At 57.1% G+C, this 24638-nt stretch carries 25 protein-coding genes, 1 pseudogene and 1 riboswitch; of the genes and pseudogenes, 12 read left to right on the forward strand and 14 right to left on the reverse strand.

Annotated features, from left to right (window positions below; genetic code table 11):
- Positions 1-27 precede the first annotated feature (27 nt).
- From fadD to A1WC_RS09720, 4 genes are all read right to left on the reverse strand, one after another.
- Entirely contained in the window at positions 28-1713 is a 1686-nt protein-coding gene (fadD, locus tag A1WC_RS09735; RefSeq protein WP_032691419.1) for a long-chain-fatty-acid--CoA ligase FadD, read from the reverse strand.
- Between the two features lie 205 nt (positions 1714-1918).
- The gene (locus tag A1WC_RS09730) at positions 1919-2500 is read right to left on the reverse strand and encodes a Slp family lipoprotein (RefSeq protein ID WP_008804297.1); all 582 of its coding nucleotides are present in this window, start codon (positions 2498-2500) and stop codon (positions 1919-1921) included.
- A 38-nt stretch (positions 2501-2538) separates the two neighbouring features.
- The gene (gene tsaB, locus A1WC_RS09725) at positions 2539-3234 is read right to left on the reverse strand and encodes a tRNA (adenosine(37)-N6)-threonylcarbamoyltransferase complex dimerization subunit type 1 TsaB (protein ID WP_016161378.1); all 696 of its coding nucleotides are present in this window, start codon (positions 3232-3234) and stop codon (positions 2539-2541) included.
- A 145-nt stretch (positions 3235-3379) separates the two neighbouring features.
- A complete protein-coding gene (locus A1WC_RS09720; protein ID WP_016161379.1) occupies positions 3380-5290 on the reverse strand; it encodes an ATP-dependent DNA helicase in 1911 nt (636 codons plus the stop codon).
- A 131-nt stretch (positions 5291-5421) separates the two neighbouring features.
- Here A1WC_RS09720 and A1WC_RS09715 point away from each other — a divergent pair, with 131 nt between their 5' ends.
- A complete protein-coding gene (locus A1WC_RS09715; RefSeq protein ID WP_002910910.1) occupies positions 5422-5766 on the forward strand; it encodes a RidA family protein in 345 nt (114 codons plus the stop codon).
- Here the strand turns inward: A1WC_RS09715 and A1WC_RS09710 are convergent, their stop codons facing one another.
- Complete coding sequence (locus A1WC_RS09710) at positions 5767-5970, reverse strand: YoaH family protein (protein WP_008804294.1); 204 nt, start codon at positions 5968-5970, stop codon at positions 5767-5769.
- Between the two features lie 88 nt (positions 5971-6058).
- Here A1WC_RS09710 and pabB point away from each other — a divergent pair, with 88 nt between their 5' ends.
- The 4 genes from pabB to A1WC_RS09690 all read left to right on the forward strand — a co-directional run bounded on the left by pabB (position 6059) and on the right by A1WC_RS09690 (position 11277).
- On the forward strand, positions 6059-7414 hold the full coding sequence (pabB, locus tag A1WC_RS09705; protein ID WP_016161380.1) for an aminodeoxychorismate synthase component 1: 1356 nt from the start codon (positions 6059-6061) through the stop codon (positions 7412-7414).
- Between the two features lie 3 nt (positions 7415-7417).
- Positions 7418-7996, forward strand: a complete 579-nt coding sequence (locus A1WC_RS09700) for a CoA pyrophosphatase (protein ID WP_008804292.1) — start codon at positions 7418-7420, stop codon at positions 7994-7996.
- A gap of 162 nt (positions 7997-8158) precedes the next feature.
- Entirely contained in the window at positions 8159-9523 is a 1365-nt protein-coding gene (gene sdaA, locus A1WC_RS09695) for an L-serine ammonia-lyase (protein WP_004151445.1), read from the forward strand.
- A gap of 182 nt (positions 9524-9705) precedes the next feature.
- Positions 9706-11277, forward strand: a complete 1572-nt coding sequence (locus A1WC_RS09690) for an EAL domain-containing protein (protein ID WP_016161381.1) — start codon at positions 9706-9708, stop codon at positions 11275-11277.
- Between the two features lie 33 nt (positions 11278-11310).
- Here A1WC_RS09690 and yoaE read toward each other — a convergent pair whose 3' ends face one another.
- Positions 11311-12870: a CNNM family cation transport protein YoaE gene (gene yoaE, locus A1WC_RS09685; protein ID WP_008804290.1), complete on the reverse strand. Its 1560-nt coding sequence runs from the start codon at positions 12868-12870 to the stop codon at positions 11311-11313.
- 446 nt (positions 12871-13316) lie between these two features.
- Between yoaE and manX the strand changes: the two genes are divergently transcribed.
- The 5 genes from manX to mntP all read left to right on the forward strand — a co-directional run bounded on the left by manX (position 13317) and on the right by mntP (position 17516).
- A complete protein-coding gene (gene manX / locus A1WC_RS09680; RefSeq protein WP_012967760.1) occupies positions 13317-14288 on the forward strand; it encodes a PTS mannose transporter subunit IIAB in 972 nt (323 codons plus the stop codon).
- 56 nt (positions 14289-14344) lie between these two features.
- Positions 14345-15145 (forward strand): PTS mannose/fructose/sorbose transporter subunit IIC, encoded by an 801-nt coding sequence (locus A1WC_RS09675; RefSeq protein WP_004203359.1) that lies wholly within the window; start codon positions 14345-14347, stop codon positions 15143-15145.
- A gap of 12 nt (positions 15146-15157) precedes the next feature.
- Positions 15158-16009, forward strand: a complete 852-nt coding sequence (locus A1WC_RS09670; protein WP_004145526.1) for a PTS mannose transporter subunit IID — start codon at positions 15158-15160, stop codon at positions 16007-16009.
- Positions 16010-16071: 62 nt separating this feature from the next.
- Positions 16072-16530: a DUF986 family protein gene (locus A1WC_RS09665; RefSeq protein WP_008804288.1), complete on the forward strand. Its 459-nt coding sequence runs from the start codon at positions 16072-16074 to the stop codon at positions 16528-16530.
- 199 nt (positions 16531-16729) lie between these two features.
- A riboswitch (yybP-ykoY riboswitch) is annotated at positions 16730-16832 on the forward strand.
- A 117-nt stretch (positions 16833-16949) separates the two neighbouring features.
- Positions 16950-17516, forward strand: a complete 567-nt coding sequence (mntP, locus tag A1WC_RS09660) for a manganese efflux pump MntP (protein WP_008804287.1) — start codon at positions 16950-16952, stop codon at positions 17514-17516.
- Positions 17517-17519: 3 nt separating this feature from the next.
- Here mntP and rlmA read toward each other — a convergent pair whose 3' ends face one another.
- From rlmA to mgrB, 7 genes and pseudogenes are all read right to left on the reverse strand, one after another.
- Positions 17520-18314 carry a 23S rRNA (guanine(745)-N(1))-methyltransferase gene (rlmA, locus tag A1WC_RS09655; RefSeq protein ID WP_016161382.1) on the reverse strand — a complete coding sequence of 265 codons (795 nt, stop codon included), beginning with the start codon at positions 18312-18314 and terminating at the stop codon, positions 17520-17522.
- A 60-nt stretch (positions 18315-18374) separates the two neighbouring features.
- On the reverse strand, positions 18375-20123 hold the full coding sequence (gene ftsI / locus A1WC_RS09650; protein WP_008804285.1) for a peptidoglycan glycosyltransferase FtsI: 1749 nt from the start codon (positions 20121-20123) through the stop codon (positions 18375-18377).
- 187 nt (positions 20124-20310) lie between these two features.
- Positions 20311-20520, reverse strand: coding sequence for a transcription antiterminator/RNA stability regulator CspE (cspE, locus tag A1WC_RS09645; RefSeq protein ID WP_001062678.1), 210 nt, complete (start codon positions 20518-20520; stop codon positions 20311-20313).
- Positions 20521-20605: 85 nt separating this feature from the next.
- Positions 20606-20677, reverse strand: a pseudogene (locus A1WC_RS26425) (DUF2627 domain-containing protein); the annotation flags it as partial.
- Between the two features lie 97 nt (positions 20678-20774).
- Positions 20775-20984, reverse strand: coding sequence for a hypothetical protein (locus A1WC_RS28015; RefSeq protein WP_153242727.1), 210 nt, complete (start codon positions 20982-20984; stop codon positions 20775-20777).
- 284 nt (positions 20985-21268) lie between these two features.
- Positions 21269-21559 carry a YebO family protein gene (locus tag A1WC_RS09640; protein WP_002911374.1) on the reverse strand — a complete coding sequence of 97 codons (291 nt, stop codon included), beginning with the start codon at positions 21557-21559 and terminating at the stop codon, positions 21269-21271.
- A 74-nt stretch (positions 21560-21633) separates the two neighbouring features.
- Entirely contained in the window at positions 21634-21777 is a 144-nt protein-coding gene (gene mgrB / locus A1WC_RS0125240) for a PhoP/PhoQ regulator MgrB (protein WP_002911375.1), read from the reverse strand.
- Positions 21778-21936: 159 nt separating this feature from the next.
- On the opposite strand from mgrB, the gene A1WC_RS09635 reads away from it, so the two are divergent.
- Complete coding sequence (locus A1WC_RS09635; RefSeq protein WP_008804283.1) at positions 21937-22176, forward strand: YobH family protein; 240 nt, start codon at positions 21937-21939, stop codon at positions 22174-22176.
- A 58-nt stretch (positions 22177-22234) separates the two neighbouring features.
- On the opposite strand, the gene kdgR is transcribed toward A1WC_RS09635, so the two are convergent.
- Entirely contained in the window at positions 22235-23026 is a 792-nt protein-coding gene (gene kdgR, locus A1WC_RS09630; RefSeq protein ID WP_008804282.1) for a DNA-binding transcriptional regulator KdgR, read from the reverse strand.
- A gap of 177 nt (positions 23027-23203) precedes the next feature.
- On the opposite strand from kdgR, the gene A1WC_RS09625 reads away from it, so the two are divergent.
- Positions 23204-24574 carry an MFS transporter gene (locus tag A1WC_RS09625; RefSeq protein ID WP_032691420.1) on the forward strand — a complete coding sequence of 457 codons (1371 nt, stop codon included), beginning with the start codon at positions 23204-23206 and terminating at the stop codon, positions 24572-24574.
- Positions 24575-24638: the final 64 nt, after the last annotated feature.

A 24638-nucleotide genomic window follows, 5' to 3' on the forward strand; every position in this document is an offset into this window, starting at 1 on the left:
GCCGGCGTCAGGCGACTCATTCGTTACTTAGCCTTTATTGTCCACTTTAGCGCGCGCTTCGTCACGCAGTTCTCGCCGCAAAATTTTCCCGACGTTGGATTTCGGCAGTTCGTCACGGAATTCCACCAGCTTCGGCACTTTGTAGCCGGTGAGATGGCGGCGGCAGAACGTAATCAGCGCGTCTTCGGTTAATGCGGCCTCTTTCTTGACCACGAAAATCTTCACCGCTTCGCCGCTGCTGCCGGACGGCACGCCGATGGCCGCCACTTCGAGGACGCCGCTGTGCTGCATAACCACATCTTCGATTTCATTCGGATAGACGTTAAACCCCGACACCAGGATCATATCTTTTTTCCGGTCAACGATGCGCAGGAATCCCTCTTCATCCATCACCGCGATATCCCCGGTGTGCAACCAGCCGTCTTTGATAATCTCATCCGTCGCGTCAGGACGCTGCCAGTAGCCCAGCATCACCTGCGGCCCCTTGATACAGAGCTCGCCCGGCTGACCCGGCGCCACTTCGTTATCGTCGTCGTCCACCAGTTTGGCTTCTGTGGAAGGCACCGGCAGGCCAATACTGCCGCTGTGGTAGTCGATATCGTGCGGGTTGACGCTGACCAGCGGCGAACATTCTGTCAGGCCGTAGCCCTCCAGCAGATATTGTCCGGTCAGTTTTACCCAGCGCTCGGCCACCGCCTGCTGCACCGGCATCCCACCGCCGGCGGAGAGGTGCAGCGAGGAGAAATCAAGCTGCTGGAACTCTTTGTTGTTCAGCAAGGCGTTGAACAGGGTATTGACCCCGGTCATGGCGGTAAAGGGATATTTCGCCAGCTCCTTCACCAGCCCGGGAATGTCGCGTGGGTTGGTGATCAGCAAATTTTGCCCGCCCAGTTCGATAAACAGCAGGCAGTTCATGGTCAGGGCGAAAATGTGATACAGCGGCAGCGCCGTCACCACGAACTCTTTGCCGCGATGCAGCAGCGGGCCGTAGGTGGCATTGACCTGCTCGAGGTTCGCCAGCATGTTGCGGTGGGTCAGCATCGCCCCTTTGGCCACGCCGGTGGTGCCCCCGGTGTACTGCAGAAACGCCAGATCTTCCGCAACGATCTCCGGCTTCACGTACTGCATGCGGTAGCCATGCTGCAGCGCGCTGCGAAACGAGATGGCATCCGGCAGGTGGTACTTCGGCACCAGGCGCTTGATGTACTTGACCACGAAGTTCACAAGCGTGCCTTTGGCGGTGGAGAGCTGATCGCCCATGCGCGTCAGGATCACGTGCTTAACCTGAGTTTTCGCCACCACTTTTTCCAGGGTATGGGCAAAGTTGGAGACGATGACGATCGCCGCCGCGCCGCTGTCGTTGAGCTGATGCTCCAGTTCACGCGGGGTATACAAGGGGTTGACGTTAACCACGATCATCCCGGCGCGCAGGATGCCAAACAGAGCCACCGGATACTGCAGCAGGTTAGGCATCATCAGGGCCACGCGATCGCCCTTCTGTAATCCTAACCCCTCCTGAAGGTAAGCGGCAAAGGCGCGACTACGCTCTTCAAGCTTACGGTAGGTCATCACTTCACCCATATTGATAAACGCCGGTTGGTCGGCGTAGCGGGTGGTGGCATGCTCAAACAGTTCAACCAGGGATTGATAGCGGTCAGGGTTTATCTCCGCAGGAACATCTGCGGGATAACGGTTTAGCCAAACCTTTTTCACTGCATCACCTCTGAAATAGTTATTCGTCGTCATCACAGCCCCTGGTAAATACATTTTGTTAACATTATATTAACTCAGCGTACCAGTTTATTAATTAGGCAATGAGCAGGTTGCGAAGCGCGTCACTATTTTTTTTCTTATTCGACTGAAAACAAAGAAACAGCGGACCGGCCGCTGTTTCTTTGAACTAACATAAACAACAAAATCATTCGGTTACGACGTTTCTCACCTCAGCAGGGCCGGGGTTGTACCAGCCCCAGCCGCCATAGCCGTAACCCCAGGGGCGCGGACCCAGCATCCACGGATCGATGGGCTGCGGGGGCATCACCACCTGCTGCACCACGTTCCAGCGTTTGTAACCGATGGCGTTCATCAGCATAAATTTATACGGCGTGCTGCCCACTTTGCCGTCGACCACGCCGGCAATCGGCCCGACCACGGTGACCAGCTGGCCGCGGTAGTCGACCGGATCGAGGAAGCCGTTAACGTCGGCATAGATCCGCCCACGAGACGGTTCGCCCAGCACAGGCCGTGCGCCGCTGTCCAGCGGTACGGTGGCGATTTCTAAGCGGGTTTTACCCTGCTGGTTCTGCACATTGACCACTTTGCCGCCAAAGCGTGCTTCCTGGCCAACGTACAGCTGCGGGGCGTTCATCACCCGCACTAAATCCTGCTGCGGCGTAGGGCTGGTGCCTTTGATGGCATCCGGCACTGACACGCAGCCGCTTAGCGCAACGGCAACCGCCGCGGCTAACAGCCAGCGAACGCCCTGTTTTTGACCCGCCATGATGCGACTCCTTTTCTCAGTCTTCTTGTTACTGAGATTCACTCGCGGCCTGGAAGTTTCTTCCACGCCACCTCGTTTCGCAAATAAACCGGCTCCGCTTTCTCCACGGCCACGATTTTCCCCGCCGCCAGCAGGTAACAGGCTAACGGCAGCATATCCTCCGCCGCCGGCAGTGCAATTTCGCCGCTGCTTAAGGTCAGTCCGCTCGCTTTCGCCAGATCCGGCCACGCCTGCCAGCCGGTGCCGACGGTGGCCCATTCGCCGGAAAGCTGTGCCAGCCGTTCGGCTACCGCTTCCGGTTTGAGCACCGCTTCCGTCTCTTCGCCATGCCAGACGCCCTGCTCATCACGCTGGTACTCGGCCCAGTAGACTTCGCCCATTCGTGCGTCAATGGCCGCCAGCACGCGGGTGGCGCCGGTTTTGCGCCAGGCGCCCTGCGCCATGGTGGCCAGCGTCGAAACGCCGATCATTGGCAGCTCAGCGCCCAGCGCCAACCCCTGAGCGATACCGATGCCGATGCGCACGCCGGTAAAGCTACCCGGACCGCGGCCAAAGGCCAGCGCGTCCAGCTCGGTCAGCGTGGCGCCGCTCTCGGTGAGGACCTCCTGCACCAGCGGCAGGATACGTTGGGTATGTTCGCGGGGACAAATTTCGAAATGAGCACTAAGGGTGCCATCATTCCACAGCGCCGCGGAGCAGGCCTCTGTGGCGGTATCGATAGCCAAAATTCGCATGGGTGGTCACGCTCTCGTTACATAGTTCAGGCCTTCAGGCAGCCTGTTTTCCGGCAAACGGCCAACCCGCCGCCATACCGCCCGAAGTCTATTGGGAACCGCTAATTAACAAAATGGCGCGCAGCTTAACACATTTTAGTGCGGATTACCTTGCCGGCGGCACGGCGAGGAAGCGCACCGCCCGGCGGATATCGCGGGTCCGCGGCGCGGGCGGCAGGCTGGCCAGGAACACCGCGCCGTAGGGGCGCATCACCAGCCGGTTGTCACAGATCACCAGCACCCCGCGATCGTCGATATCGCGGATCAGGCGTCCCACCCCCTGTTTGAGGGTGATGACGGCTTCCGGCAATTGCACTTCATCGAACGGATCGCCGCCGCGCAGCCGGCAATCTTCCATGCGCGCTTTTAGCAGCGGGTCGTCCGGCGAAGTAAACGGTAGCTTATCGATGATCACCAGTGACAGCGCATCGCCGCGCACGTCGACCCCTTCCCAGAAGCTGCTGGTGGCCACCAGCAGGGCGTTGCCGGCGCTGACGAATTGCTGCAGCAGCTGGCCTTTGCTGGTTTCCCCCTGCAGCAGCACCGGTAGCGTCATGGTGGCGCGGAACTGCTCCGCCAGATCGCGCATCATGGCGTGCGAGGTACACAGCATAAAGCAGCGACCGTCGTTGGCCTCGATCAGCGGCTTGAGCATCGCCGCCAGGTGGCGCGCCGCGCCAGGCTGGTTCGGCAGCGGCAGATTGCGCGGCACGCAGAGCAGCGCCTGATGTTGATAATCAAAGGGGCTCGGCAGCAACAGGGACTGCGCCTCGTCGATCCCCAGCCGGGTAGTGAAGTGATGCAGATCGTCGTTCACTGACAGCGTCGCCGAGGTAAAGATCCAGCTCCCCGACTTCTGCGCCATCACCTCTTTAAACTTCTCGGCCACGGTCAACGGCGTCAGGGCGAGAGTAAAGTGGCGCGAGGTGCACTCATACCAGTAGCTGTAGCCCGGCTGGTTAATCTCTTTCAGCCGCTTTAAGCGCCCGCGATAGAGGGTGGCGCGCTCAAAGGCGGCATCGAGCAGCGCCGAGCGGCCCAGCGAAAGTTTGGCGACGTCATAGCATAGCTCGAGCGCGTCATCGAGCAGCAGCAGCGCGCGCTGAATGTGGCTATCCGCCAGCAGTTCGCGCAGGTTGCCGCGATAGCCGGGATCCCCCAGCTGCAGGCGAAAATCCTGCGCGCTTTGCGCCAGGCGGTCGGCGCATTTTTGCAACTGCTGGGTGTCTTTCAGTTCGGTGCGGTAGGCAATGGTGATGTCTTTCGCCAGATCCAGCAGCTGGCGGCTGGAGAGCGACTGACCAAAGTACTGACTGGCGATATCCGGCAACTGATGGGCTTCATCGAAGATCATCACTTCCGCCTCGGGGATCAGCTCGGCAAAGCCGCTCTCTTTGACCACCATATCGGCCAGGAACAGGTGATGGTTGACCACCACCACGTCGGCGTCCATCGCTTTTTTACGCGCCTTCACCACGAAGCAATCTTTATACAGTGGGCAGTCGCTGCCGAGACAGTTATCGTTGGTGCTGGTGACCAGCGGCCAGGCCTGGGAGTCTTCCGCGACGCTGGCGCAGGTGCTGATATCGCCATCCTGGGTTTGATTCGACCAGGAGCGCAGGAGGATCACATCGCTGAGGGTTTGCACCGGCAGATCGCCGCCCGCCAGCGCCTGCTGCTCAAGACGTTCGAGGCACAGGTAGTTGGAGCGCCCTTTGAGCAGCGCCAGTTTCCCGGTGAATTTGAGCGCTTTGGCGACGGTGGGCAGATCGCGGCTGTAGAGCTGATCCTGCAGCGCTTTCGAGCCGGTGGAGATAATCACCTTTTTTTTCGCCCGCAGCGCAGGCGCCAGGTAAGCGTAGGTTTTACCGGTTCCGGTCCCCGCTTCCACCACCAGCGGTCGGGAGGCCTCAATCGCTTCGCTCACCGCTTTCGCCATCTGGCGCTGCGGCTCGCGCGGCTTAAATCCCGGTATGGCTTTGGCTAGCTGGCCGTCTGCTGCAAAATCGTCGATCACATTGCCCCCTGGTTATTTGGACAGTGATTATGTCAGGGAGGACGGCGTTTCGCCAGTCCAGGTAGTGACGCGAGCGGAACATTATGGCAGTCTTGCCGCAGCCGAATGGAATGCTCAAAGAGGAAAAAGAAATGACAATTACGCGTATTGATGCCGAAGCCCGTTGGTCAGACGTGGTGATCCACAACCAGACCCTGTACTACACCGGCGTGCCGGCAAATCTTGATGCCGACGCCTTCGAGCAGACCGCCAATACCCTGGCGCAGATTGACGCGGTGCTGGAAAAACAGGGCAGCGACAAGTCGCGTATTCTTGACGCCACCATCTTCCTCGCCGATAAAAGCGACTTTGCGGCGATGAATAAAGCCTGGGACGCGTGGGTGGTGGCCGGTCACGCCCCGGTGCGCTGCACGGTGGAAGCGACGCTGATGAACCCGCAGTATAAAGTTGAGATCAAAATTATCGCCGCGGTGTAATTAGTCGTCCTCATCTTCGTCTTGATCTTCATCCTCATCTTCAAAGCGCGCGACGATCTGCTCGCCGGTATGCGTTGCGCGCAGTTCTTCCGCCACCAGGGCAATCGCCTGGCCGCTGCTCATCCCCTGGGCCATTAGCTCATGGATACGTTCGACCGCTTTTTGCTGTTGCTCGTGGCTCAGCGAAGGTAAACCTGCAAACATCTTTTACTCCTGCTACATTGTGGGGCGTAATTATTTCACGCCGTCCCCGCCTACGCCAGAGGGACGGCAACGTTCAGGATCGAGAAAGATGTTGTCCCCCGCGATTATTACCCTGCCCTGGCGCCCGGATGCGGCCGAACACTATTTTGCGCCGTTAAGCGCCCTGCCCTGGGCGATGCTGCTGCATTCCGGCTTTGCCGACCATCCGCATAACCGCTTTGATATTCTGGTAGCTGCCCCGCGCGCCACGCTGCTGACGCGCGGTGAACAGACGTGGGTCGATGACGGCGAAACCGCTTTTGTCTCCGCGGAAGATCCGCTGCAACTGCTTCAACAGCAGTTGGATCGTCAGCCGTTCACGCCGCAGCCCCATGACGATCTGCCGTTTCTTGGCGGCGCGCTGGGACTATTCGGGTACGATCTGGGCCGTCGCTTTGAGCGTCTCCCTTCGCACGCCCAGGCCGATATCGCGCTGCCGGATATGGCGGTGGGGATCTATGACTGGGCGCTGATTGTCGACCATCAGCGCCAGCAAATTTCGCTGCTCAGCTATGACGATCCGCAGCAGCGCCTGCAGTGGCTGCAGGCGCAATCCCGTCCGGCGATGAAACCTTTCGCCCTGACCTCTGCCTGGCAGTCAAATATGAGCCGCCAGCAGTACGGCGAGAAATTTCGCCAGGTGCAGGCCTATCTGCACAGCGGCGACTGCTATCAGGTCAACCTCGCCCAGCGTTTTCAGGCCCGCTACGTCGGTGATGAATGGCAGGCCTTCCGCCAGCTGAACGTTGCCAACCGCGCCCCCTTTAGCGCCTTTATTCGCCTCGAGGAAGGGGCGATTTTAAGCCTGTCGCCGGAGCGATTTATTCAGTTGCGCCAGGGAGAGATCCAGACGCGCCCGATAAAAGGTACTCTGCCGCGGCTCGATTCGCCGCAGGAAGATGCGCGGCAGGCTGAGAAGCTGGCGAACTCCCCGAAAGACCGCGCCGAGAATTTAATGATTGTCGACCTGATGCGCAACGACATCGGCCGCGTCGCCGTGCCGGGCAGCGTGCGGGTCCCCGAGCTGTTCGTGGTGGAGCCGTTCCCGGCGGTCCATCATCTGGTCAGCACCGTCACCGCCCGCTTACCGGCGACGCTGCATGCCAGCGATCTGCTGCGCGCCGCCTTCCCCGGGGGATCTATCACTGGCGCCCCGAAGGTCCGGGCGATGGAGATTATCGATGAACTGGAACCTCAGCGACGTAACGCCTGGTGCGGGAGCATTGGCTACCTGAGCTATTGCGGCAATATGGATACCAGCATCACCATTCGCACCCTGACGGCCTGGCAGGGGCAACTGTATTGCTCCGCTGGAGGCGGTATCGTCGCGGACAGCGAGGAAGATGCGGAATATCAGGAAACTTTTGATAAAGTTAATCGTATCCTGCACCAACTGGAGAACTAGACCATGGCGGACCACGCCCTCAATCTGGATGATTTTCTGTCCCGCTTCCAGCTGCTGCGCCCCCAGCCTTCGCGCCATGCGCTCAATCAGCGGCAGGCGGCGGTGCTGGTGCCGATCGTGCGCCGGCCGCAGCCCGGCCTGCTGCTGACCCAGCGTTCGCCGTTGCTGCGCAAGCACGCCGGTCAGGTCGCCTTTCCCGGCGGCGCGGTAGATAATACCGATGCGACGCTTATCGCCGCCGCCCTGCGCGAAGCCCAGGAAGAAGTCGCGATCCCCCCGGAAGCCGTCGAGGTGATCGGCGTTCTGCCGCCAGTGGACAGCGTCACCGGTTTTCAGGTGACGCCGGTGGTGGGTATTATCCCCCCCAATCTGCACTATCATGCCAGCCAGGACGAAGTCTCCGCAGTATTTGAGATGCCCCTCGCCGAAGCCCTGCGTCTGGGGCGCTACCATCCGCTCGACATCCACCGTCGGGGCAACGATCACCGCGTCTGGCTCTCCTGGTACCAGCATTATTTTGTCTGGGGAATGACCGCCGGGATCATTCGCGAGCTGGCGTTGCAGATAGGCGCTCGACCTTAGCTATACTGATTATGAGAGGGCGCTCTCACTATTAGTAAAATCGCGGTTATCCATTAGTTTAATTCATGTGAATAGTTCAACTGGCAGCGCGCTTCCCTCTTACACTATGCGCAGTTATTACATCGTTACCGCACCCGCGGTAACCCTGTCAGGAGTATTATCGTGATTAGTCTATTCGACATGTTCAAGGTGGGGATTGGTCCCTCATCTTCCCACACTGTTGGCCCGATGAAGGCCGGTAAACAGTTCGTCGATGACCTGGTCGAAAAAGGATTGCTTAATGCGGTGACCCGTGTGGCGGTTGACGTCTACGGCTCGCTGTCATTAACCGGCAAAGGCCACCATACGGACATCGCCATTATCATGGGACTGGCGGGCAATCAGCCCGATACGGTCGATATTGACGCGATCCCGGCATTTATCCGTGACGTCGAGGCGCGCGGCCGACTGCTGCTGGCCAACGGCCAGCACGAGGTCGACTTCCCGGCGGATGACGGCATGCGTTTTCGCAGCGACAACCTGCCGCTGCACGAAAACGGCATGACCATTCATGCCTGGGCCGGCGAGAAAGAGATCTACTGCAAGACCTATTACTCGATTGGCGGCGGCTTTATCGTCGATGAAGAGCACTTCGGCAAAGAAAACGCCAACGAATTGCAGGTGCCCTACCCGTTTAAATCGGCGCAGGAAATGCTGGCGTATTGTAAAGAGACCGGCCTGTCGCTCTCCGGGATGGTGATGCAAAACGAGCTGGCGCTGCACAGCAAAAAAGAGATCGAGGACTATTTCGCCAACGTCTGGCAGACCATGCGCGCCTGTATCGACCGCGGGATGAACACCGAAGGCGTGCTGCCTGGTCCGCTGCGCGTGCCGCGTCGCGCCTCGGCGCTGCGTCGTCTGCTGGTGGCCAGCGATAAGCTCTCCAGCGATCCAATGAATGTCGTTGACTGGGTCAATATGTTCGCACTGGCGGTCAATGAAGAGAACGCCGCCGGCGGTCGCGTGGTGACCGCGCCGACCAACGGCGCCTGCGGCATCGTTCCGGCGGTACTCGCCTATTACGACCACTTTATCGAATCCGTCAGCCCGGAAATTTATATCCGCTACTTTATGGCCTGCGGGGCGATCGGCGCGCTGTACAAGATGAATGCCTCCATTTCCGGGGCGGAAGTCGGCTGTCAGGGTGAAGTGGGCGTTGCCTGCTCGATGGCGGCGGCGGGCCTGGCTGAACTGCTCGGCGCCAGCCCGGAACAGGTTTGCGTGGCGGCGGAGATCGGCATGGAACACAACCTCGGCCTGACCTGCGACCCGGTCGCCGGCCAGGTGCAGGTGCCATGCATTGAACGTAACGCCATCGCCTCCGTCAAGGCAATCAACGCCGCGCGAATGGCGATGCGCCGTACCAGCGAACCGCGCGTCTCGCTCGACAAAGTGATCGAGACCATGTACGAAACCGGTAAAGACATGAACGCCAAGTACCGCGAAACCTCCCGCGGCGGCCTGGCGATTAAAGTTCAGTGTGACTAAACTGTTCGTCCCCCCCTGCGCCCGCAAAGCGCGCAGGGGGATAACCCTGGTGACTGAAATCTCCCTGATGCGCCTTCAACGGCGCATTTTCTTTTTTCTATACCTGGCGATATTCTGCCACTACAATTGCTCTATTAAATAAGCCACGCTTAACCACTCGTCCTGTCGACAGGGTGTCGCACATGCAGACTGCACAAAAAGTCATTACGGCCTATCGTCGCAAACGCATTATTGTCTGCCTGCTGGTAGCCCTGCTAACCCTGGGTACCACCTTAGCTATCCGATTTATTTCACAGCGTAGCGTAAATGAAGAGTACATTCGCACTGTCGCCAGCCAGCGGGTCACGGCGCTGGATAACATCCTGCGTCCACTGAGCGCAGAGCGGGCGACGCTACTCTCCCTGGTCGACAAACCCTGCATGGATATTCATCTCACACTGCGCAAAATGGCGGCCTCGTTGCAGACGGTCCGCTCCGTCGCGCTGGTGGCGTCAGGGATGATCTACTGTTCCAGTATCTTTGGGCAACGGCAGGCGGATCTGCACCAGCTGCAGCCCGCGCTTCCGGCTCACCACCCCTTACTGCTCTTTTCTACCGACAACTCACTGCTCAAAGGCACACCGGTGCTGATCCAGTGGTATCCAGCCTCGGAAAGCGGCTTCGACGGCGTGATGTTAATTGTCAATATCGAACTGCTGGGGACCTTAATTCTCAAAGAAAAATCGCCCCTGATCAGCGACGTCAGCCTGCAGGTCGGCGACCATTATTTTATCAGCGGCCTCGGCCTGATTGACAAAGCGCACGCCCCGCAGGCGTCAGTGATTTATCGCCAGCGCTCCACAGAATTTCCCTTTACCATCAACATTAACGGTCCGGGTGCCGCGACTATCGCGCTGGAGGAGCTGCCCGGTGAGCTGCCGCTGGCCCTCATCTTCAGCCTGTTGATGACCGGCATCGCCTGGCTGGCCACCGCCGGCAGAATGAGTTTCTCGCGAGAGATAAGTCTCGGCATCACGGCCCGGGAATTTACCCTCTGGTGCCAGCCGCTGCAGGATGCGCGCAGCGGACGCTGCTGCGGGGTTGAGATCCTGCTGCGCTGGAACAACCCCCGCCGCGGCGAGATTTCGCCCGAGGTATTTATTCCCATCGCCGAAGGGGACAATCTGATTATTCCCCTCACCCGCTATGTGATCGCCGAAACCGCCCGCCGCCTGGATGCCTTCCCCAGCGAGCCGCATTTTCATATCGCGATTAATGTCGCTGCCCGTCACTTTGCCCACGGTTTGCTGCTGCATGACCTGCACAATTACTGGTTTAGCGTCAATCCGGTACAACAGCTGGTGGTTGAACTCACCGAACGCGATGTCCTGCAGGATGGCGACCAGCACATGGCCGAACATTTGCATTTAAAAGGGGTCCAGCTGGCGATAGATGATTTTGGCACCGGTAACAGCTCGCTCTCGTGGCTGGAAAAACTGCGGCCGGACGTGCTGAAGATCGACCGCTCGTTTACCAGTTCCGTCGGGATAGACAGCGTCAATGCCACGGTGACGGATATTATTATAGCCCTCGCCGACCGTCTGAATATCGTTACCGTGGCCGAAGGGGTGGAGACGCTGGAGCAGGAAAGCTATCTCCGGGGCCACGGCGTCGATGTGCTGCAGGGATTTTATTATGCCCGGCCGATGCCGATAGAGGCGTTTCCGGCGTGGCTGGCAGACAGAGAGGGGCAGAAAAGCGAGGGGGGAGAATAGCTCGCCGGCCACAGGGGCCGACGAGCAGGGCAATTACTCTTCTTCGTCGCTCAGCGGACGGGTGACCACCGCGCGGACCAGGTCGACCCGGTAATCATTCGCTTCCACCACGGTAAACTGCAGCGGCGGTAGCGACACGGTGTCGCCAATGCGCGGGATATGGCCATTGACGGCGATCACCAACCCGGCCACCGTGGCAATATCCTCATCTTCATTGACCAGCGCATCCAGTCCAAGCGCCTGCTGCAGCGCATGCAGGTCGGTCGAGCCTTTGATCAGCCAGCCATCGCCGTCAATGACGATCTCCGGCGTCTCATCGGCATCCGGGAATTCACCGGCGATGGCTTCCAGGACGTCCAGCGGCGTCACCAGCCCCTGTACCATGCCAAACTCGTTGGTCACGATGACAAAGCTGCCGCGCGCGCGGCGCAGAACGCCGAGCAGATTGATCGGGTCCAGCGTTTCCGGGACGACAATCGCCGGGGAGGCAGAGGCCAGCGCCGCAACGTTTTCGCCCGCCTCAAGGGCCACCAGCAACTCTTTCGCCCGCACGATACCGATGATTTCATCCAGCTCTCCGCGGCAGACCGGGAACAGACTGTGCGGCGACGAGAGCAGCTGACGACGAATTTCGTCATCACTCTGTTCGGCGTCGACCCAGCTGATTTCACCGCGCGGGGTCATAATACCGCGCAGGGAGCGCTGGGCCAGCGTCAGCACGCCGTTAATCATGTAACGTTCTTCTTCGGCAAACGCCCCTTCCGGCACAGGTATGGCTGCCGGGCTGTCGGCGTCATGGCTGACGGAGGTCTGTTTCCGGCCGCCCATCAGGCGCAGGATCGCATCCGCGGTACGGGCACGCAGCGGCAGCGTCGACTGATGTCGGACAAAGTTGCGTCGCGCCACCTGGTTAAAGAACTCGATGATGATCGAGAAACCGATCGCCGCGTACAGATACCCTTTCGGAATATGGAAGCCAAACCCTTCCGCCACCAGGCTCAGGCCGATCATCAACAGGAAGCTCAGACAGAGCACCACCACCGTCGGGTGCTGGTTGACAAAGCGCGTCAATGGCTTCGACGCCAGCAGCATCATGATCATGGCGATCACCACCGCCGCCATCATCACCGGCAGATGGTTAACCATCCCGACCGCCGTGATCACCGCATCCAGAGAGAAGACGGCGTCCAGCACCACGATCTGCAGTACCACCACCCAGAAACTGGCATACCCTTTACCGTGACCGCTATCGTGCTGGCGGTTTTCCAGCCGCTCATGCAGTTCAGTCGTCGCCTTAAACAGCAAGAAGATCCCGCCGAGCAGCATGATAAGGTCGCGCCCGGAAAAGGAGAAATCAGCGATAGTAATCAGCGGCTTCGTCAGGGTCACCATCCAGGAGATCACCGACAGCAGCCCCAGGCGCATCACCAGCGCCAGCGACAGGCCGATCAGTCGCGCTTTATCGCGCTGCTTCGGCGGCAGTTTGTCCGCCAGGATGGCAATAAACACCAGGTTGTCGATACCGAGCACAATCTCCAGAACGATAAGCGTCAACAGGCCAGCCCAGATTGAGGGATCCATTAACAATTCCATGTACGACTCCGGTTAGCGGCAAGCTGAGTCATCGCCATGTCATGCATGGGCGCGACAATAGGTGCTGAGAGAAAAGCGTGATGCGTGGAGGTGGCAACCAGGTGCCAGAAAGTGAAAAGACGTCGATGACGGTCCATACTGCGGGCTATGCCCTATACTCCTGAGTAATTAAACGGAAGTTAAACATAGCAAAATATAGATCGAAATTGGAAAAAATTTACCTGAATTTGCAATAACTAAGGCTATTTTTTGCGCTGCAAAATTATTACCAGGCGATGCCTGATTAACGGATCTTCATCACATTAATTATTTTTTCACTGTCTAAAATAATTCGCGGTAGTAACTATTTTCTATCTTACACCCTAACTGAATCGATTTTGTCCTCAAGAGTGATTCAGGATGTATCAAAGCAGATGATGCATTCACGATAATAAAGGAGGTAGCAAGTGACGATTGCTATTGTAATAGGCACACATGGTTGGGCTGCAGAACAGCTGCTGAAAACAGCAGAGATGCTGTTGGGCGAGCAGGAAAACGTTGGCTGGATCGATTTCGTTCCGGGTGAAAACGCCGAAACGCTGATCGAGAAATACAAGGCCCAGTTGGCAAAACTGGATACCAGTAAAGGCGTGCTATTTCTCGTCGATACATGGGGAGGCAGCCCGTTCAACGCTGCGAGCCGCATTGTCGTCGATAAAGAGCATTACGAAGTTATCGCTGGCGTCAACATCCCGATGCTGGTGGAAACCTTCATGGCCCGCGATGATGACCCTTCGTTTGATGAACTGGTCGCCTTAGCGGTGGAGACCGGTAGCGAAGGCGTGAAAGCGCTGAAGGCCAAACCGGTGGAAAAAGCGGCTCCCGCGCCAGCCCCTGCCGCGGCGCCAAAAGCCGCCGCGCCGGCCAAACCAATGGGCCCGAACGACTACATGGTGATTGGCCTCGCGCGCATTGACGACCGCCTGATCCATGGTCAGGTCGCCACCCGCTGGACCAAAGAGACCAACGTCACCCGCATCATCGTCGTCAGCGACGAAGTGGCCGCGGATACGGTGCGCAAAACCCTGCTGACCCAGGTTGCACCACCGGGCGTCACCGCCCACGTGGTGGACGTCGCCAAAATGATCCGCGTTTACAACAACCCGATGTACGCCGGGCAGCGCGTCATGCTGCTGTTTACTAACCCGACCGACGTTGAGCGTATCGTCGAGGGCGGCGTGAAAATCACCAGCGTCAACATCGGTGGTATGGCGTTCCGCCAGGGCAAAACCCAGGTTAACAACGCGATTTCGGTCGATGCCAAAGATATTGAGGCGTTTAACAAGCTGAACGCACGCGGTATCGAGCTGGAGGCACGTAAAGTGTCCACCGACCCGAAACTGAAAATGATGGATCTGATCGCCAAGGTTGATAAATAACCCGGCCGATCGCGCCCCAGTTTTCACTTTAAGACTTAATCAACAGGAGAAGTACAATGGAGATTACCCTTCTTCAGATTGTGCTGGTGTTCATCGTCGCGTGTATTGCGGGTATGGAGTCGGTGCTTGATGAATTTCAGTTCCACCGTCCTCTGGTCGCTTGTACGCTGATCGGTGCCGTTCTCGGCGATATGAAAACCGGTATTATCATCGGCGGTACGCTGGAAATGATCGCTCTGGGTTGGATGAACATCGGTGCGGCGGTTGCACCTGATGCCGCGCTGGCGTCCATTATTTCCACCGTTCTGGTTATTGCCGGCCATCAGAGCATCGGTGCCGGTATCGCGCTGGCTATCCCGCTGGCGGCGGCAGGCCAGGTGCTGACCATTATCGTTCGTACCATCACCGTAGCCTTCCAGCACGCGGCAGATAAAGCGGCGGAGAATGGCAACCTGACCGCCCTGTCGTGGTTGCACGTCTCGTCCTTGTTCCTGCAGGCGATGCGTATCGCTATCCCGGCCGTCATCGTCGCCATTTCCGTCGGTACCAGCGAAGTCCAGGGCCTGCTGAACGCGATCCCTGAAGTGGTCACCAGCGGTCTGAACATCGCCGGCGGTATGATCGTGGTTGTCGGTTATGCGATGGTCATCAACATGATGCGCGCAGGCTACCTGATGCCGTTCTTCTACCTCGGCTTCGTCACCGCCGCCTTCACCAACTTCAACCTGGTAGCCCTGGGTGTGATTGGTGCGGTCATGGCTATCCTCTACATCCAGCTGAGCCCGAAATATAACCGCGTCGCCGGTGCGCCGGCTCAGGCGGCTGGTAACAACGATCTCGATAACGAATTGGACTAACAGGTGAGCGAAATGGTTGATATGACTAAAAATACCACCGAGAAAAAACTCACTCAGAGTGATATTCGTGGCGTGTTCATTCGTTCTAACCTGTTCCAGGGGTCATGGAACTTCGAACGTATGCAGGCGCTGGGCTTCTGCTTCTCTATGGTTCCGGCAATCCGTCGCCTGTACCCGGAGAACAATGATGCGCGTAAGCAGGCGATTAAACGTCACCTTGAGTTCTTCAACACCCATCCTTACGTTGCCGCTCCGGTACTGGGCGTAACCCTGGCGATGGAAGAGCAGCGCGCCAATGGCGCAGAGATTGACGATGGCGCCATCAACGGCATCAAAGTCGGTCTGATGGGGCCGCTGGCCGGCGTCGGCGACCCGATCTTCTGGGGTACCGTGCGTCCGGTGTTCGCGGCCTTAGGCGCTGGGATCGCGATGAGCGGTAGCCTGCTCGGTCCTCTGCTGTTCTTTATCCTGTTCAACGCAGTGCGTCTGCTGACCCGTTACTATGGCGTCGCCTATGGTTACCGCAAAGGCGTGGACATCGTTAAAGATATGGGCGGCGGTTTCCTGCAGAAACTGACTGAGGGGGCGTCAATCCTCGGCCTGTTTGTCATGGGGGCGCTGGTTAACAAGTGGACGCACGTGAATATTCCGATGGTGGTGTCAAAAATCACCGGTTCTGACGGACAGGTTCACGTCACCACGGTGCAAACCATCCTCGACCAGTTGATGCCGGGCCTGGTACCGCTGCTGTTGACCTTCGCCTGTATGTGGCTGCTGCGCAAGAAAGTTAACCCACTGTGGATCATCGTTGGCTTCTTCGTCATCGGTATCGCGGGCTACGCTGTCGGCCTGCTGGGTCTGTAATTTCCAGGTTGTACGCCGGGGGCTTGCCCCCGGCTTTTTTTTATCAGGAGGAACGCAAAGCAATGACATTCACGGACCTGGTGATCATACTGTTTATCCTTGCGCTACTGGCCTACGCGGTGTATGACCAGTTCATTATGCCGAGGCGGAACGGCCCGGTGCTGCTGGCCATTCCCCTGCTTCGCCGCAGCCGCGTTGACGGTCTGATCTTTGTCGGCCTCACCGCCATTCTGATCTATAACAACATTACCCAGCACGGCACCCCGATCACCACCTGGCTATTATCTGCCCTGGCGCTGATGGGTCTCTATTTATTCTGGATCCGTACGCCGAAAATCATTTTTAAACCGCGCGGTTTTTTCTTCGCCAACGTGTGGATAGAATATCAGCGAATTAAAGAGATGAATTTATCCGAGGACGGCGTGCTGGTGATGCAATTAGAGCAACGGCGGCTGCTTATTCGCGTACGAAATATCGACGACCTGGAGAAAATCTACAAACTTCTCGTTTCAACTCAATGAGTTATAAATATAGCCAGCGCTATATTTTCCAGTTTTTCTCTGGAAAAACATATAGCCATGGCTATATTTCCCCTGCCTCCTCTTCCCTTTTTTATTAACTATTTATTTACTTATAAATTTAAATGAAAATCGTTATCATTTGGTTATTAAAATAGCCGTCTTCTGTTATTGTTTTATATTCTAAAAATATGTTAAGGTTGCGCCCGTCGTTGGGGAGTAGCCGATTTCCTGTTTGCCAGGAAATGTACGTGTCAACATACTCGTTGCAAAACGTGGCACGTACGGGTTGAAGTGATTCAATCAGGCGAGACCATAGATACATCACTGCTGTACGTATTGCTCAGCCATTGAGCGGCTCCGCGTATATTTACTGGGGGCAGCGATGTGTCATATGGATTATCCCCGGTCAGGACACGCACATGAATTTATCCGCTACCATTCTTCTCGCCTTCGGCATGTCTATGGACGCCTTTGCAGCCTCTATCGGCAAGGGTGCCACCCTGCACAAACCTAAATTCTCAGAAGCCGTCCGCACCGGGCTGATTTTTGGCGTGATTGAAACCCTGACCCCGCTGGTCGGCTGGGGACTCGGCATGTTGGCCAGCCAGTTTGTCCTCGAGTGGAACCACTGGATTGCCTTTATTCTGCTGGTGTTTCTCGGCGGGCGAATGATCGTGGAAGGTGTTCGCGGCGACAGCGACGAGGCGTGCGACGCGCCTCGCCGTCATGGTTTCTGGCTGCTGGTCACCACCGCCTTCGCCACCAGCCTTGACGCGATGGCCGTTGGTGTGGGTCTGGCCTTCCTGCAGGTCAGCATTGTGACCACCGCACTGGCGATCGGCTGCGCGACGTTTCTTATGTCGACGCTGGGGATCATGGTCGGTCGCTTTATTGGCCCGCTGTTGGGCAAACGGGCCGAAATCCTCGGCGGTATTGTGCTGATTGGCATCGGCAGCGAAATCCTCTGGAGCCATTTCGCCGGTTAAGCCTTACGCCTCGCGCTGCCAGCAATGGATCATGAAGTCGGTCTGGCAGCCAAACGTCGCCTGCTGACGCAGCGCGGCGTGCACCTCAGGCTTAGCCCGCCACGCGAACGGCGTCATCTGCAGCAGCGCCTGCGCTTCACTTCCCGTCAGGGTCATCGGATAGGCCAGCTGCTGCTGAGCGTCCAGGCGGAATCCCGGCATCGCTTCCGTCTTCAGCTCATGCAGGCGTACCTCATCGTAAATCAGCCCTTTTAGCTCCAGCAGATGGCGGGGTCCCGGCGTGGCGGTGATCACCCATCCGCCAGGCCGCACCACCCGCGCCAGCTCTTCGGCGTTGCAGGGGGCGTAAATGCGCACTACCGCATCGAAGCTGTTATCAGAGAACGGCAGACGCTGGCTGGAGGCGACGCAAAAACTGACCTGCGGGTAGCGTTTTGCCGCCGCGCGGATCGCTGGCTTCGACACGTCCAGCCCCCAGCTATGGCTGGCGATGGTGGCAAACGCGTGGGTGTAATACCCTTCGCCACAGCCGATATCCAGTAAATCCGCAGGGGCGTAGTGCCGCAGCCGTTCGGCGATCGCCTCCCGTAGCGGCTGATAATGACCCGCATCCAGAAACGCCCGCCGGGCCTGCATCATCTCAGCGCTATCGCCGGGATCGCGCGACCGCTTGAACTGCACCGGTAGCAGATTGACGTACCCCTCTTTCGCCAGATCGAACTGGTGCCGCTGCGGGCAGGAATAGTAGTTGTCGCCGCGGCTTAACGGCGCGTGGCAAAGGGGGCAACTGTATGACATGACGGCTCCGGTGTTGCTAAAGGGCGAAAGTGTAGCGCTATTCGCCCCTGCAGACCACTGTTACAGCGCCGGCGCCAGCGGATGGCTGTCGTGCATCACGATCAGATTCTCCGCCCCTTGCGGCATGCCGTCCGGCATGACGTTCTCCAGCCGCAGGACATCCCCCATGATCTGGCTGAAGACCGGCGCGGACACCGCCCCGCCGTAATAGGAGCCATTACTCGGATCGTTCATCACCACCACCAGCGCAAACTGTGGACGACTGGCGGGCGCCACGCCGGCGGTGTAGGCCACATATTTATCGATATATTTGCCGTCCGGACCGATTTTCTTCGCCGTCCCGGTTTTTACCGCCACCCGGTAGTCGCGCACTGCCGCTTTAGTACCGCCTCCCCCCGGGAGCGCCACGCTCTCCATCATATGCTCTACGCTGTGAACGATGTTCTCCGGCATCACCCGCGTACCTATCACCGGCGGATCGATGCGGGTTATCGACAACGGTCGTTCAATACCGAAACCGCCGATAGTCGCGTAGACGTGCGCCAGCTGGAGCGGCGTCACCATTAACCCATAGCCGAAAGCGAAGGTAGCGCGATCCAGCTGCCCCCAGTAGCGACGATGCGGCATCAGCCCGGCGCTTTCCCCGGTCAATCCCAATCCGGTCGGCTCGCCGAACCCAAATGCCTGATAGGTATCAAGCAGATGCTGCACCGGCATAGCGAGCGAGAGATGCGACACGCCGGTATCACTGGATTTTTGCAGGATCCCGGTCAGACTCAGCTCCGGATAATAGCCCACATCGCGGATGCGGTGGCCGTCGAGGACAAACGGATGGGTGTCCACCACGCTATCCGGCTGGACAATCCCCTGCTGGAGCGCGGTCATGATCACCAGCGGTTTGACGGTCGACCCGGGTTCGAAGGTGTCGCTGATGGCGCGGTTGCGGAAATCATCCAGCGTCGCGCTGTCGCGATTGTTCGGATTGAAGTCCGGGTAGCTGGCCATCGCCAGAATCTCACCGGTATCAATTTTGATCAATACCGCCGCCCCGGATTCCGCCTTATTCCAGCGAACGGCATTATCCAGCGCATCTTCGGTCACCGTCTGCAGACGTTCATCAATACTCAGCTGCAAATTATGCGCCGGGACTGGCGGCACTTCGGTAATATTTTCAATAACATTGCCATGTTTATCTTTGCGCACCAGGCGTCGTCCGGGTTTGCCGGTCAGCTGGGCATTAAAGCTTTTCTCCACCCCTTCGATGCCCTGATTATCGACGTTGGTAAAGCCCAGCAGATTGGCAGCCACATGACCAGCCGGATAGAAACGTCGCGATTCATCGCGCAGATAGACGCCCGGGAGATGCAGTTTATCAATCCACTCCGCCTGCTCCGGATTGATCTGACGCGCCAGATAGAGAAAACGGGCGTGAGGATGACTTTGTACCCGTTGGGCCAGCTCCCCGAGGTTGAGATGCAGTGCTTCGGCCATTGCCTGCCAGCGAGGACCATAACCAACCCCACCCTTCTCCATGGTGGTCTGCGGGTCGATCCAGATAGCGCTGACCGGTACGCTCACCGCCAGCGGTCGTCCTTCGCGGTCGCTAATCATGCCGCGCTCCACCGCCACAGGCTCTTCGCGCAGAGAACGCATGTCTTCTTGTTTTACCAGGTTATCGGGAGAGACAATTTGCAGCCAGCCCACGCGGGCCAACAGCAGTCCCAGACAACCAAGAATGGCCACACAGAGTAACCCGAAGCGAATCGGGGTAAAGCTGGCGGCGGACTTCATTTTTTTCTTTAGCACCATAGCTCCGGCATCATTTTGCAACCATCTGATTTAACAGAAAATTAGCAAAACAGACTGCTACACAATGCTAATAAAGTTGACTATTTGCAACAAGACGCGACGGAAGGGGGTAAAATGACATGCTTTGCAATAAAAACGCAAAAGCCCCGCGCAGGCGAGGCTTTTATACAAGAAGAGTGGTCTTGTATCAGATAGCAGTTACGTTAACTGCAGCCGGACCTTTCTGGCCGTCCTGAATTTCGAACTCAACGTTCTGGCCTTCAGCCAGAGTTTTGAAGCCGTTACCCTGGATAGCGGAGAAGTGTACGAACACGTCTTTGCTGCCATCAGCCGGAGTAATGAAACCAAAACCTTTAGACTCGTTGAACCACTTAACTTGACCTTTAATCTTTGCCATTTGCAAAATTCCTTAGACTGTTTTCTTCGCCTGCTGGCGTTTACATAGATAAAACTGACACATAACTGCATGAGGCACTAATTTAAGGTTCGGCAGAGAAGCGGTATTCAACGACAACGTGTTTACTCAGGACTTCTTTACTGAAAATGCCACACATAAACAGAACTGTACCTCGTTTAACCCGAAACGTGTTATCACATACTACGTAAATAATGGCAAGCCATTTTTAAACGTGTCACGATCGTTCGCACAAATTATAAGGTAATCATTTGATCGCCTGCACATTTATGCGTCTTTGCCGCTCCTGGCAAGGCGTTATAGCATTCGCTAATATCACCTGGTTGCTGCCTCATTACTGCAACTTTTTTACCATAGCTCAACAACTTCGCTTCGTCCAGGTATGTACGTATACGAACCGCCATGCTGACGGCGCTTCGCTGAAGGCGATGAATATTGATGCGCATAATTACTCATAACAGCAGACGAAAAATCGCTAAAGCCGTACCAGTGTAGTGATAATAAAACCTGTTAGTCGTCACGCTAAAAATAGAGCTAATTCTGCACCTTAATAATGAAAAAATGATGACAGTGTCACATTCCAGGGCAATAAACGCGGCGGGAATGACTTTATTTACAGCGTGTAAAAAAGGGAATAATGCACGGGGAAAGGAATAATGGAATAAGAATAAGCTATTACTGCCAGTTATCATGCAGGTGCGCATCTTATGATGCACACCTGTGGAGGTACTTAGCGCTCTGCCACCAGGCGGATAAACTCATCCTCTCCTTTCGCCTTGCCTGCGACGGTCGGCTCGGCCACGTCCTCTTTTTCCGGCGCATTAGCTTCGCAAAGGCGACGTAACAGCGCATTCTGCCGCTTTTGCTGATCCAGCAGCGCTTGCAGCAGTTCTATCTGCTCGTTCGCCCGCGAACTGGCGCGGTTGACGAAGAACCATAACAACAGACCGACAAGCAGCAACGCGACGGATACAGCCAGCGAAGCCAGATTTAAGATCCCAGGATTTAGTAACTCACTCATTTCACCACCTCAAAGAGAAGGCGTTCATTCTACCACCCACACCGCAGAAGGAAATCAGTCGTCAGAAAAATGTCTTACCACGGGATGAATTTATTGATAGTGCAAATGCCGCTGAAAAACTGAACATCCTGGTCGCACATTACGTTAAGCATCTGAGTCCACAGCAACAGGCAGCCTGCTATGATGACTATCAGTAAAACCCACCGTAATTTTTTCACTCCACTCTCCGCATTAGTACTTTATCTCACCAGGATAACACGGCCTTCTTAAACCGCGGCTAACTGTAATACGAACGGCAAGTTTAGGAATCATCGACTTGTTTCAAAACGTGTTCGTGTCAAAATCACGGCAAGGATCATACAAATAATGAGGCATCAATGCGATTAATCATTCGTACTATTGTCGTCGTGGCTATCTTATGGATTGGCGTATTATTAAGCGGCTATGGCGTATTATTCCACAGTGAAGAAAACGTCGGTGGTCTGGGTCTTAAGTGTCAGTATCTCACCGCCCGCGGGGTCAGTACCGCACTTTATGTGCATTCCAACAGCGGTGTGATCGGCGTCAGTAACTGTCCCATTCTGCGCAAAAGCGCAACCGTGGTTGATAACGGTTAAAATCACTCCGGCGAGCGCGACAATAGCACCGCGCTCGCCGGATGTTTCAGCTACCGCGTCAGAACGGGTAGTCGTTGTATCCCATTTGCTCAGAAATCTTGCGCGCCGCCTGATGCAGCATCGCCACATACTCATGCAAACGTTCTTCTGAGAAACGTAGCGTCGGGAAAGAGATGCTCAGTCCGGCGATAACCACGCCGAAACGATCGAACACCGGTACCCCGATGCAGCGTAGTCCCTCTTCCTGCTCTTCGTTATCTTCGCCATATCCCTGCTCGCGTACGCCATCCAGCACCTTCAGCAGCGCTTCCGTGCTGGTGATGGTCCGCTCGGTGCTGCGTTTATACTCCACGCCCTCGAGGATCTGCTCCACTTCGCTGCGATCGCGCCACGCCAGCAGTACCTTACCAATCGCGGTACTGTACAGCGGATTGCGACGGCCGATACGCGAGTACATCCGCAGATTGTACATCGAGTCAATCTTGTGGATGTAGACGATGCTGTCTTCATCCAGCGCCCCGAGGTGAATAGTCTCTTTCGTCAGCCGGGAGAGTTCGCGCATCTGAATATCGGCGCTGCGTACCAGGTCGACGTTCTGCAGCGCACGAGCGCCCAGCTCGAACAGCTTGAGCGTGAGGGAGTATTTCTCTGACTCGCCTTCCTGCGCCACATAGCCCAGTGATTTCATGGTCTGTAAAAAGCGATAAACGGTGCTTTTCGACATCATGACGCGCTGGGACAGTTCGGTAATGCCAATTTCACGCTCTTCACCCAGCGCCTGTAAGATGCCAAAAACCTTCAATACCGAAGAGACAGAATCTGGCTGTTTATCCAAATCTGCACCTGCCATTTATCACCTCGCCGTAACTGTTTTATAAAATTTAGAACCGGTTTTTATTATAAATTCGCCGCCTCTGCGCCGCAATCATTCTTCTGCCACTTCGTTACAAATCTGCGACATACTGCGGAATAATCAATGCTAAACTCATCATTCAAAAAACCGTTTCATTTAAGACTTATATTCACCATGGATAAAAATTCTTCCGATGGCGTGCCGCTGCCGCAACGCTATGGCGCCATTCTGACCATCGTGCTGGGGCTGACCATGGCCGTGCTCGACGGGGCTATCGCCAACGTCGCGCTCCCGACCATCGCCAGCGATCTTAACGCCTCGCCGGCGGCGTCAATCTGGATCGTTAACGCCTACCAAATCGCCATTGTCATCGCCCTGCTACCGCTCTCTTTCCTCGGCGATATGGTCGGCTATCGCCGCATCTATAAGATAGGCCTGGTGGTGTTTATCTTTACCTCGCTGGCCTGCGCCCTGTCGCGCAGTCTCGACATGCTGACCTTCGCCCGCGTCGCCCAGGGGCTGGGCGGCGCCGCGCTGATGAGCGTGAACACCGCGTTGATCCGCCTGATTTATCCGCAGCGCTTTCTCGGCCGCGGCATGGGCATCAACTCCTTTGTCGTCGCCGTCTCTTCGGCAGCAGGCCCGACGATCGCCGCGGCGATCCTCTCCCTTGCCTCATGGCAATGGCTGTTTTTAATTAACGTTCCCCTCGGGATCGTCGCTTTTGTTCTGGCCATGCGCTTTCTGCCACCCAACAGCGCGCGCAGCAAAATCATCCGCTTCGATCTGCCGAGCGCCATCATGAACGCCCTCACCTTCGGGCTGCTGATCACTGCGCTCAGCGGGTTCGCCCAGGGACAGTCTGTTCAGCTGGTGCTGGCGGAAGTGGCCGCCATGCTGGTGGTGGGCCTTTTCTTCGTTCGCCGCCAGCTCAGCATGCCCGTCCCCCTGCTGCCGGTCGACCTGCTGCGCATCCCGCTCTTCTCACTCTCTATCTGCACCTCCATCTGCTCCTTCTGTGCGCAGATGCTGGCGATGGTCTCCCTGCCCTTCTTCCTGCAGACGATGATGGGGCGCAGCGAAGTGGAGACCGGCCTGCTGCTGACGCCGTGGCCGCTGGCGACCATGGTGATGGCGCCGCTGGCCGGTTATTTGATTGAGAAATGCCATGCAGGGCTGCTGGGGGCCATTGGGCTGCTGGTTATGGCCTGCGGCCTGTTCGGCCTGGCGCTGCTGCCCGAGTCGCCTTCCGATCTGGATATTATCTGGCGTATGGCGCTGTGCGGCGCCGGTTTCGGGCTGTTTCAGTCGCCGAATAACCACACCATTGTCGCCTCAGCTCCGAGCCATCGTAGCGGTGGCGCCAGCGGGATGCTGGGTACCGCTCGCCTGCTCGGTCAGAGCACTGGCGCGGCGCTGGTCGCCCTGCTGTTCAACCTGCTCGGCAACAGCGGCACCCATACCGCCCTGCTGCTGGCCGGCATTCTGGCGACCGTTGCCGCACTGATTAGCGGTCTGCGCGTCACCCAGCCGCGCGCGGCCTGATAAACGGCGGCAAAAAAAATCCGCAGCTTTCGGGCTGCGGATTTTTTATTTTTAGCGTCGAACC

Origin of the sequence: Klebsiella sp. KTE92 (assembly GCF_000398905.1) — a bacterium.
In the GTDB taxonomy this organism is placed as follows: domain Bacteria; phylum Pseudomonadota; class Gammaproteobacteria; order Enterobacterales; family Enterobacteriaceae; genus Klebsiella; species Klebsiella variicola.

Excerpts from the sequence above, each read along its gene's own strand:
- pabB (WP_016161380.1), top strand. The coding sequence starts at position 6,059 with ATGTTGTCCCCCGCGATTATTACCCTGCCCTGGCGCCCGGATGCGGCC.
- A1WC_RS09710 (WP_008804294.1), bottom strand. The coding sequence starts at position 5,970 with ATGTTTGCAGGTTTACCTTCGCTGAGCCACGAGCAACAGCAAAAAGCG.
- A1WC_RS09665 (WP_008804288.1), top strand. The coding sequence starts at position 16,072 with ATGACATTCACGGACCTGGTGATCATACTGTTTATCCTTGCGCTACTG.
- yoaE (WP_008804290.1), bottom strand. The coding sequence starts at position 12,870 with ATGGAATTGTTAATGGATCCCTCAATCTGGGCTGGCCTGTTGACGCTT.
- rlmA (WP_016161382.1), bottom strand. The coding sequence starts at position 18,314 with ATGTCATACAGTTGCCCCCTTTGCCACGCGCCGTTAAGCCGCGGCGAC.
- kdgR (WP_008804282.1), bottom strand. The coding sequence starts at position 23,026 with ATGGCAGGTGCAGATTTGGATAAACAGCCAGATTCTGTCTCTTCGGTA.
- tsaB (WP_016161378.1), bottom strand. The coding sequence starts at position 3,234 with ATGCGAATTTTGGCTATCGATACCGCCACAGAGGCCTGCTCCGCGGCG.
- A1WC_RS09635 (WP_008804283.1), top strand. The coding sequence starts at position 21,937 with ATGCGATTAATCATTCGTACTATTGTCGTCGTGGCTATCTTATGGATT.
- A1WC_RS09690 (WP_016161381.1), top strand. The coding sequence starts at position 9,706 with ATGCAGACTGCACAAAAAGTCATTACGGCCTATCGTCGCAAACGCATT.
- A1WC_RS09625 (WP_032691420.1), top strand. The coding sequence starts at position 23,204 with ATGGATAAAAATTCTTCCGATGGCGTGCCGCTGCCGCAACGCTATGGC.
- A1WC_RS09700 (WP_008804292.1), top strand. The coding sequence starts at position 7,418 with ATGGCGGACCACGCCCTCAATCTGGATGATTTTCTGTCCCGCTTCCAG.
- mntP (WP_008804287.1), top strand. The coding sequence starts at position 16,950 with ATGAATTTATCCGCTACCATTCTTCTCGCCTTCGGCATGTCTATGGAC.
- A1WC_RS09730 (WP_008804297.1), bottom strand. The coding sequence starts at position 2,500 with ATGGCGGGTCAAAAACAGGGCGTTCGCTGGCTGTTAGCCGCGGCGGTT.
- A1WC_RS09640 (WP_002911374.1), bottom strand. The coding sequence starts at position 21,559 with ATGAGTGAGTTACTAAATCCTGGGATCTTAAATCTGGCTTCGCTGGCT.
- A1WC_RS09675 (WP_004203359.1), top strand. The coding sequence starts at position 14,345 with ATGGAGATTACCCTTCTTCAGATTGTGCTGGTGTTCATCGTCGCGTGT.
- A1WC_RS09715 (WP_002910910.1), top strand. The coding sequence starts at position 5,422 with ATGACAATTACGCGTATTGATGCCGAAGCCCGTTGGTCAGACGTGGTG.
- A1WC_RS28015 (WP_153242727.1), bottom strand. The coding sequence starts at position 20,984 with ATGCGCATCAATATTCATCGCCTTCAGCGAAGCGCCGTCAGCATGGCG.
- A1WC_RS09670 (WP_004145526.1), top strand. The coding sequence starts at position 15,158 with ATGGTTGATATGACTAAAAATACCACCGAGAAAAAACTCACTCAGAGT.
- cspE (WP_001062678.1), bottom strand. The coding sequence starts at position 20,520 with ATGGCAAAGATTAAAGGTCAAGTTAAGTGGTTCAACGAGTCTAAAGGT.
- ftsI (WP_008804285.1), bottom strand. The coding sequence starts at position 20,123 with ATGGTGCTAAAGAAAAAAATGAAGTCCGCCGCCAGCTTTACCCCGATT.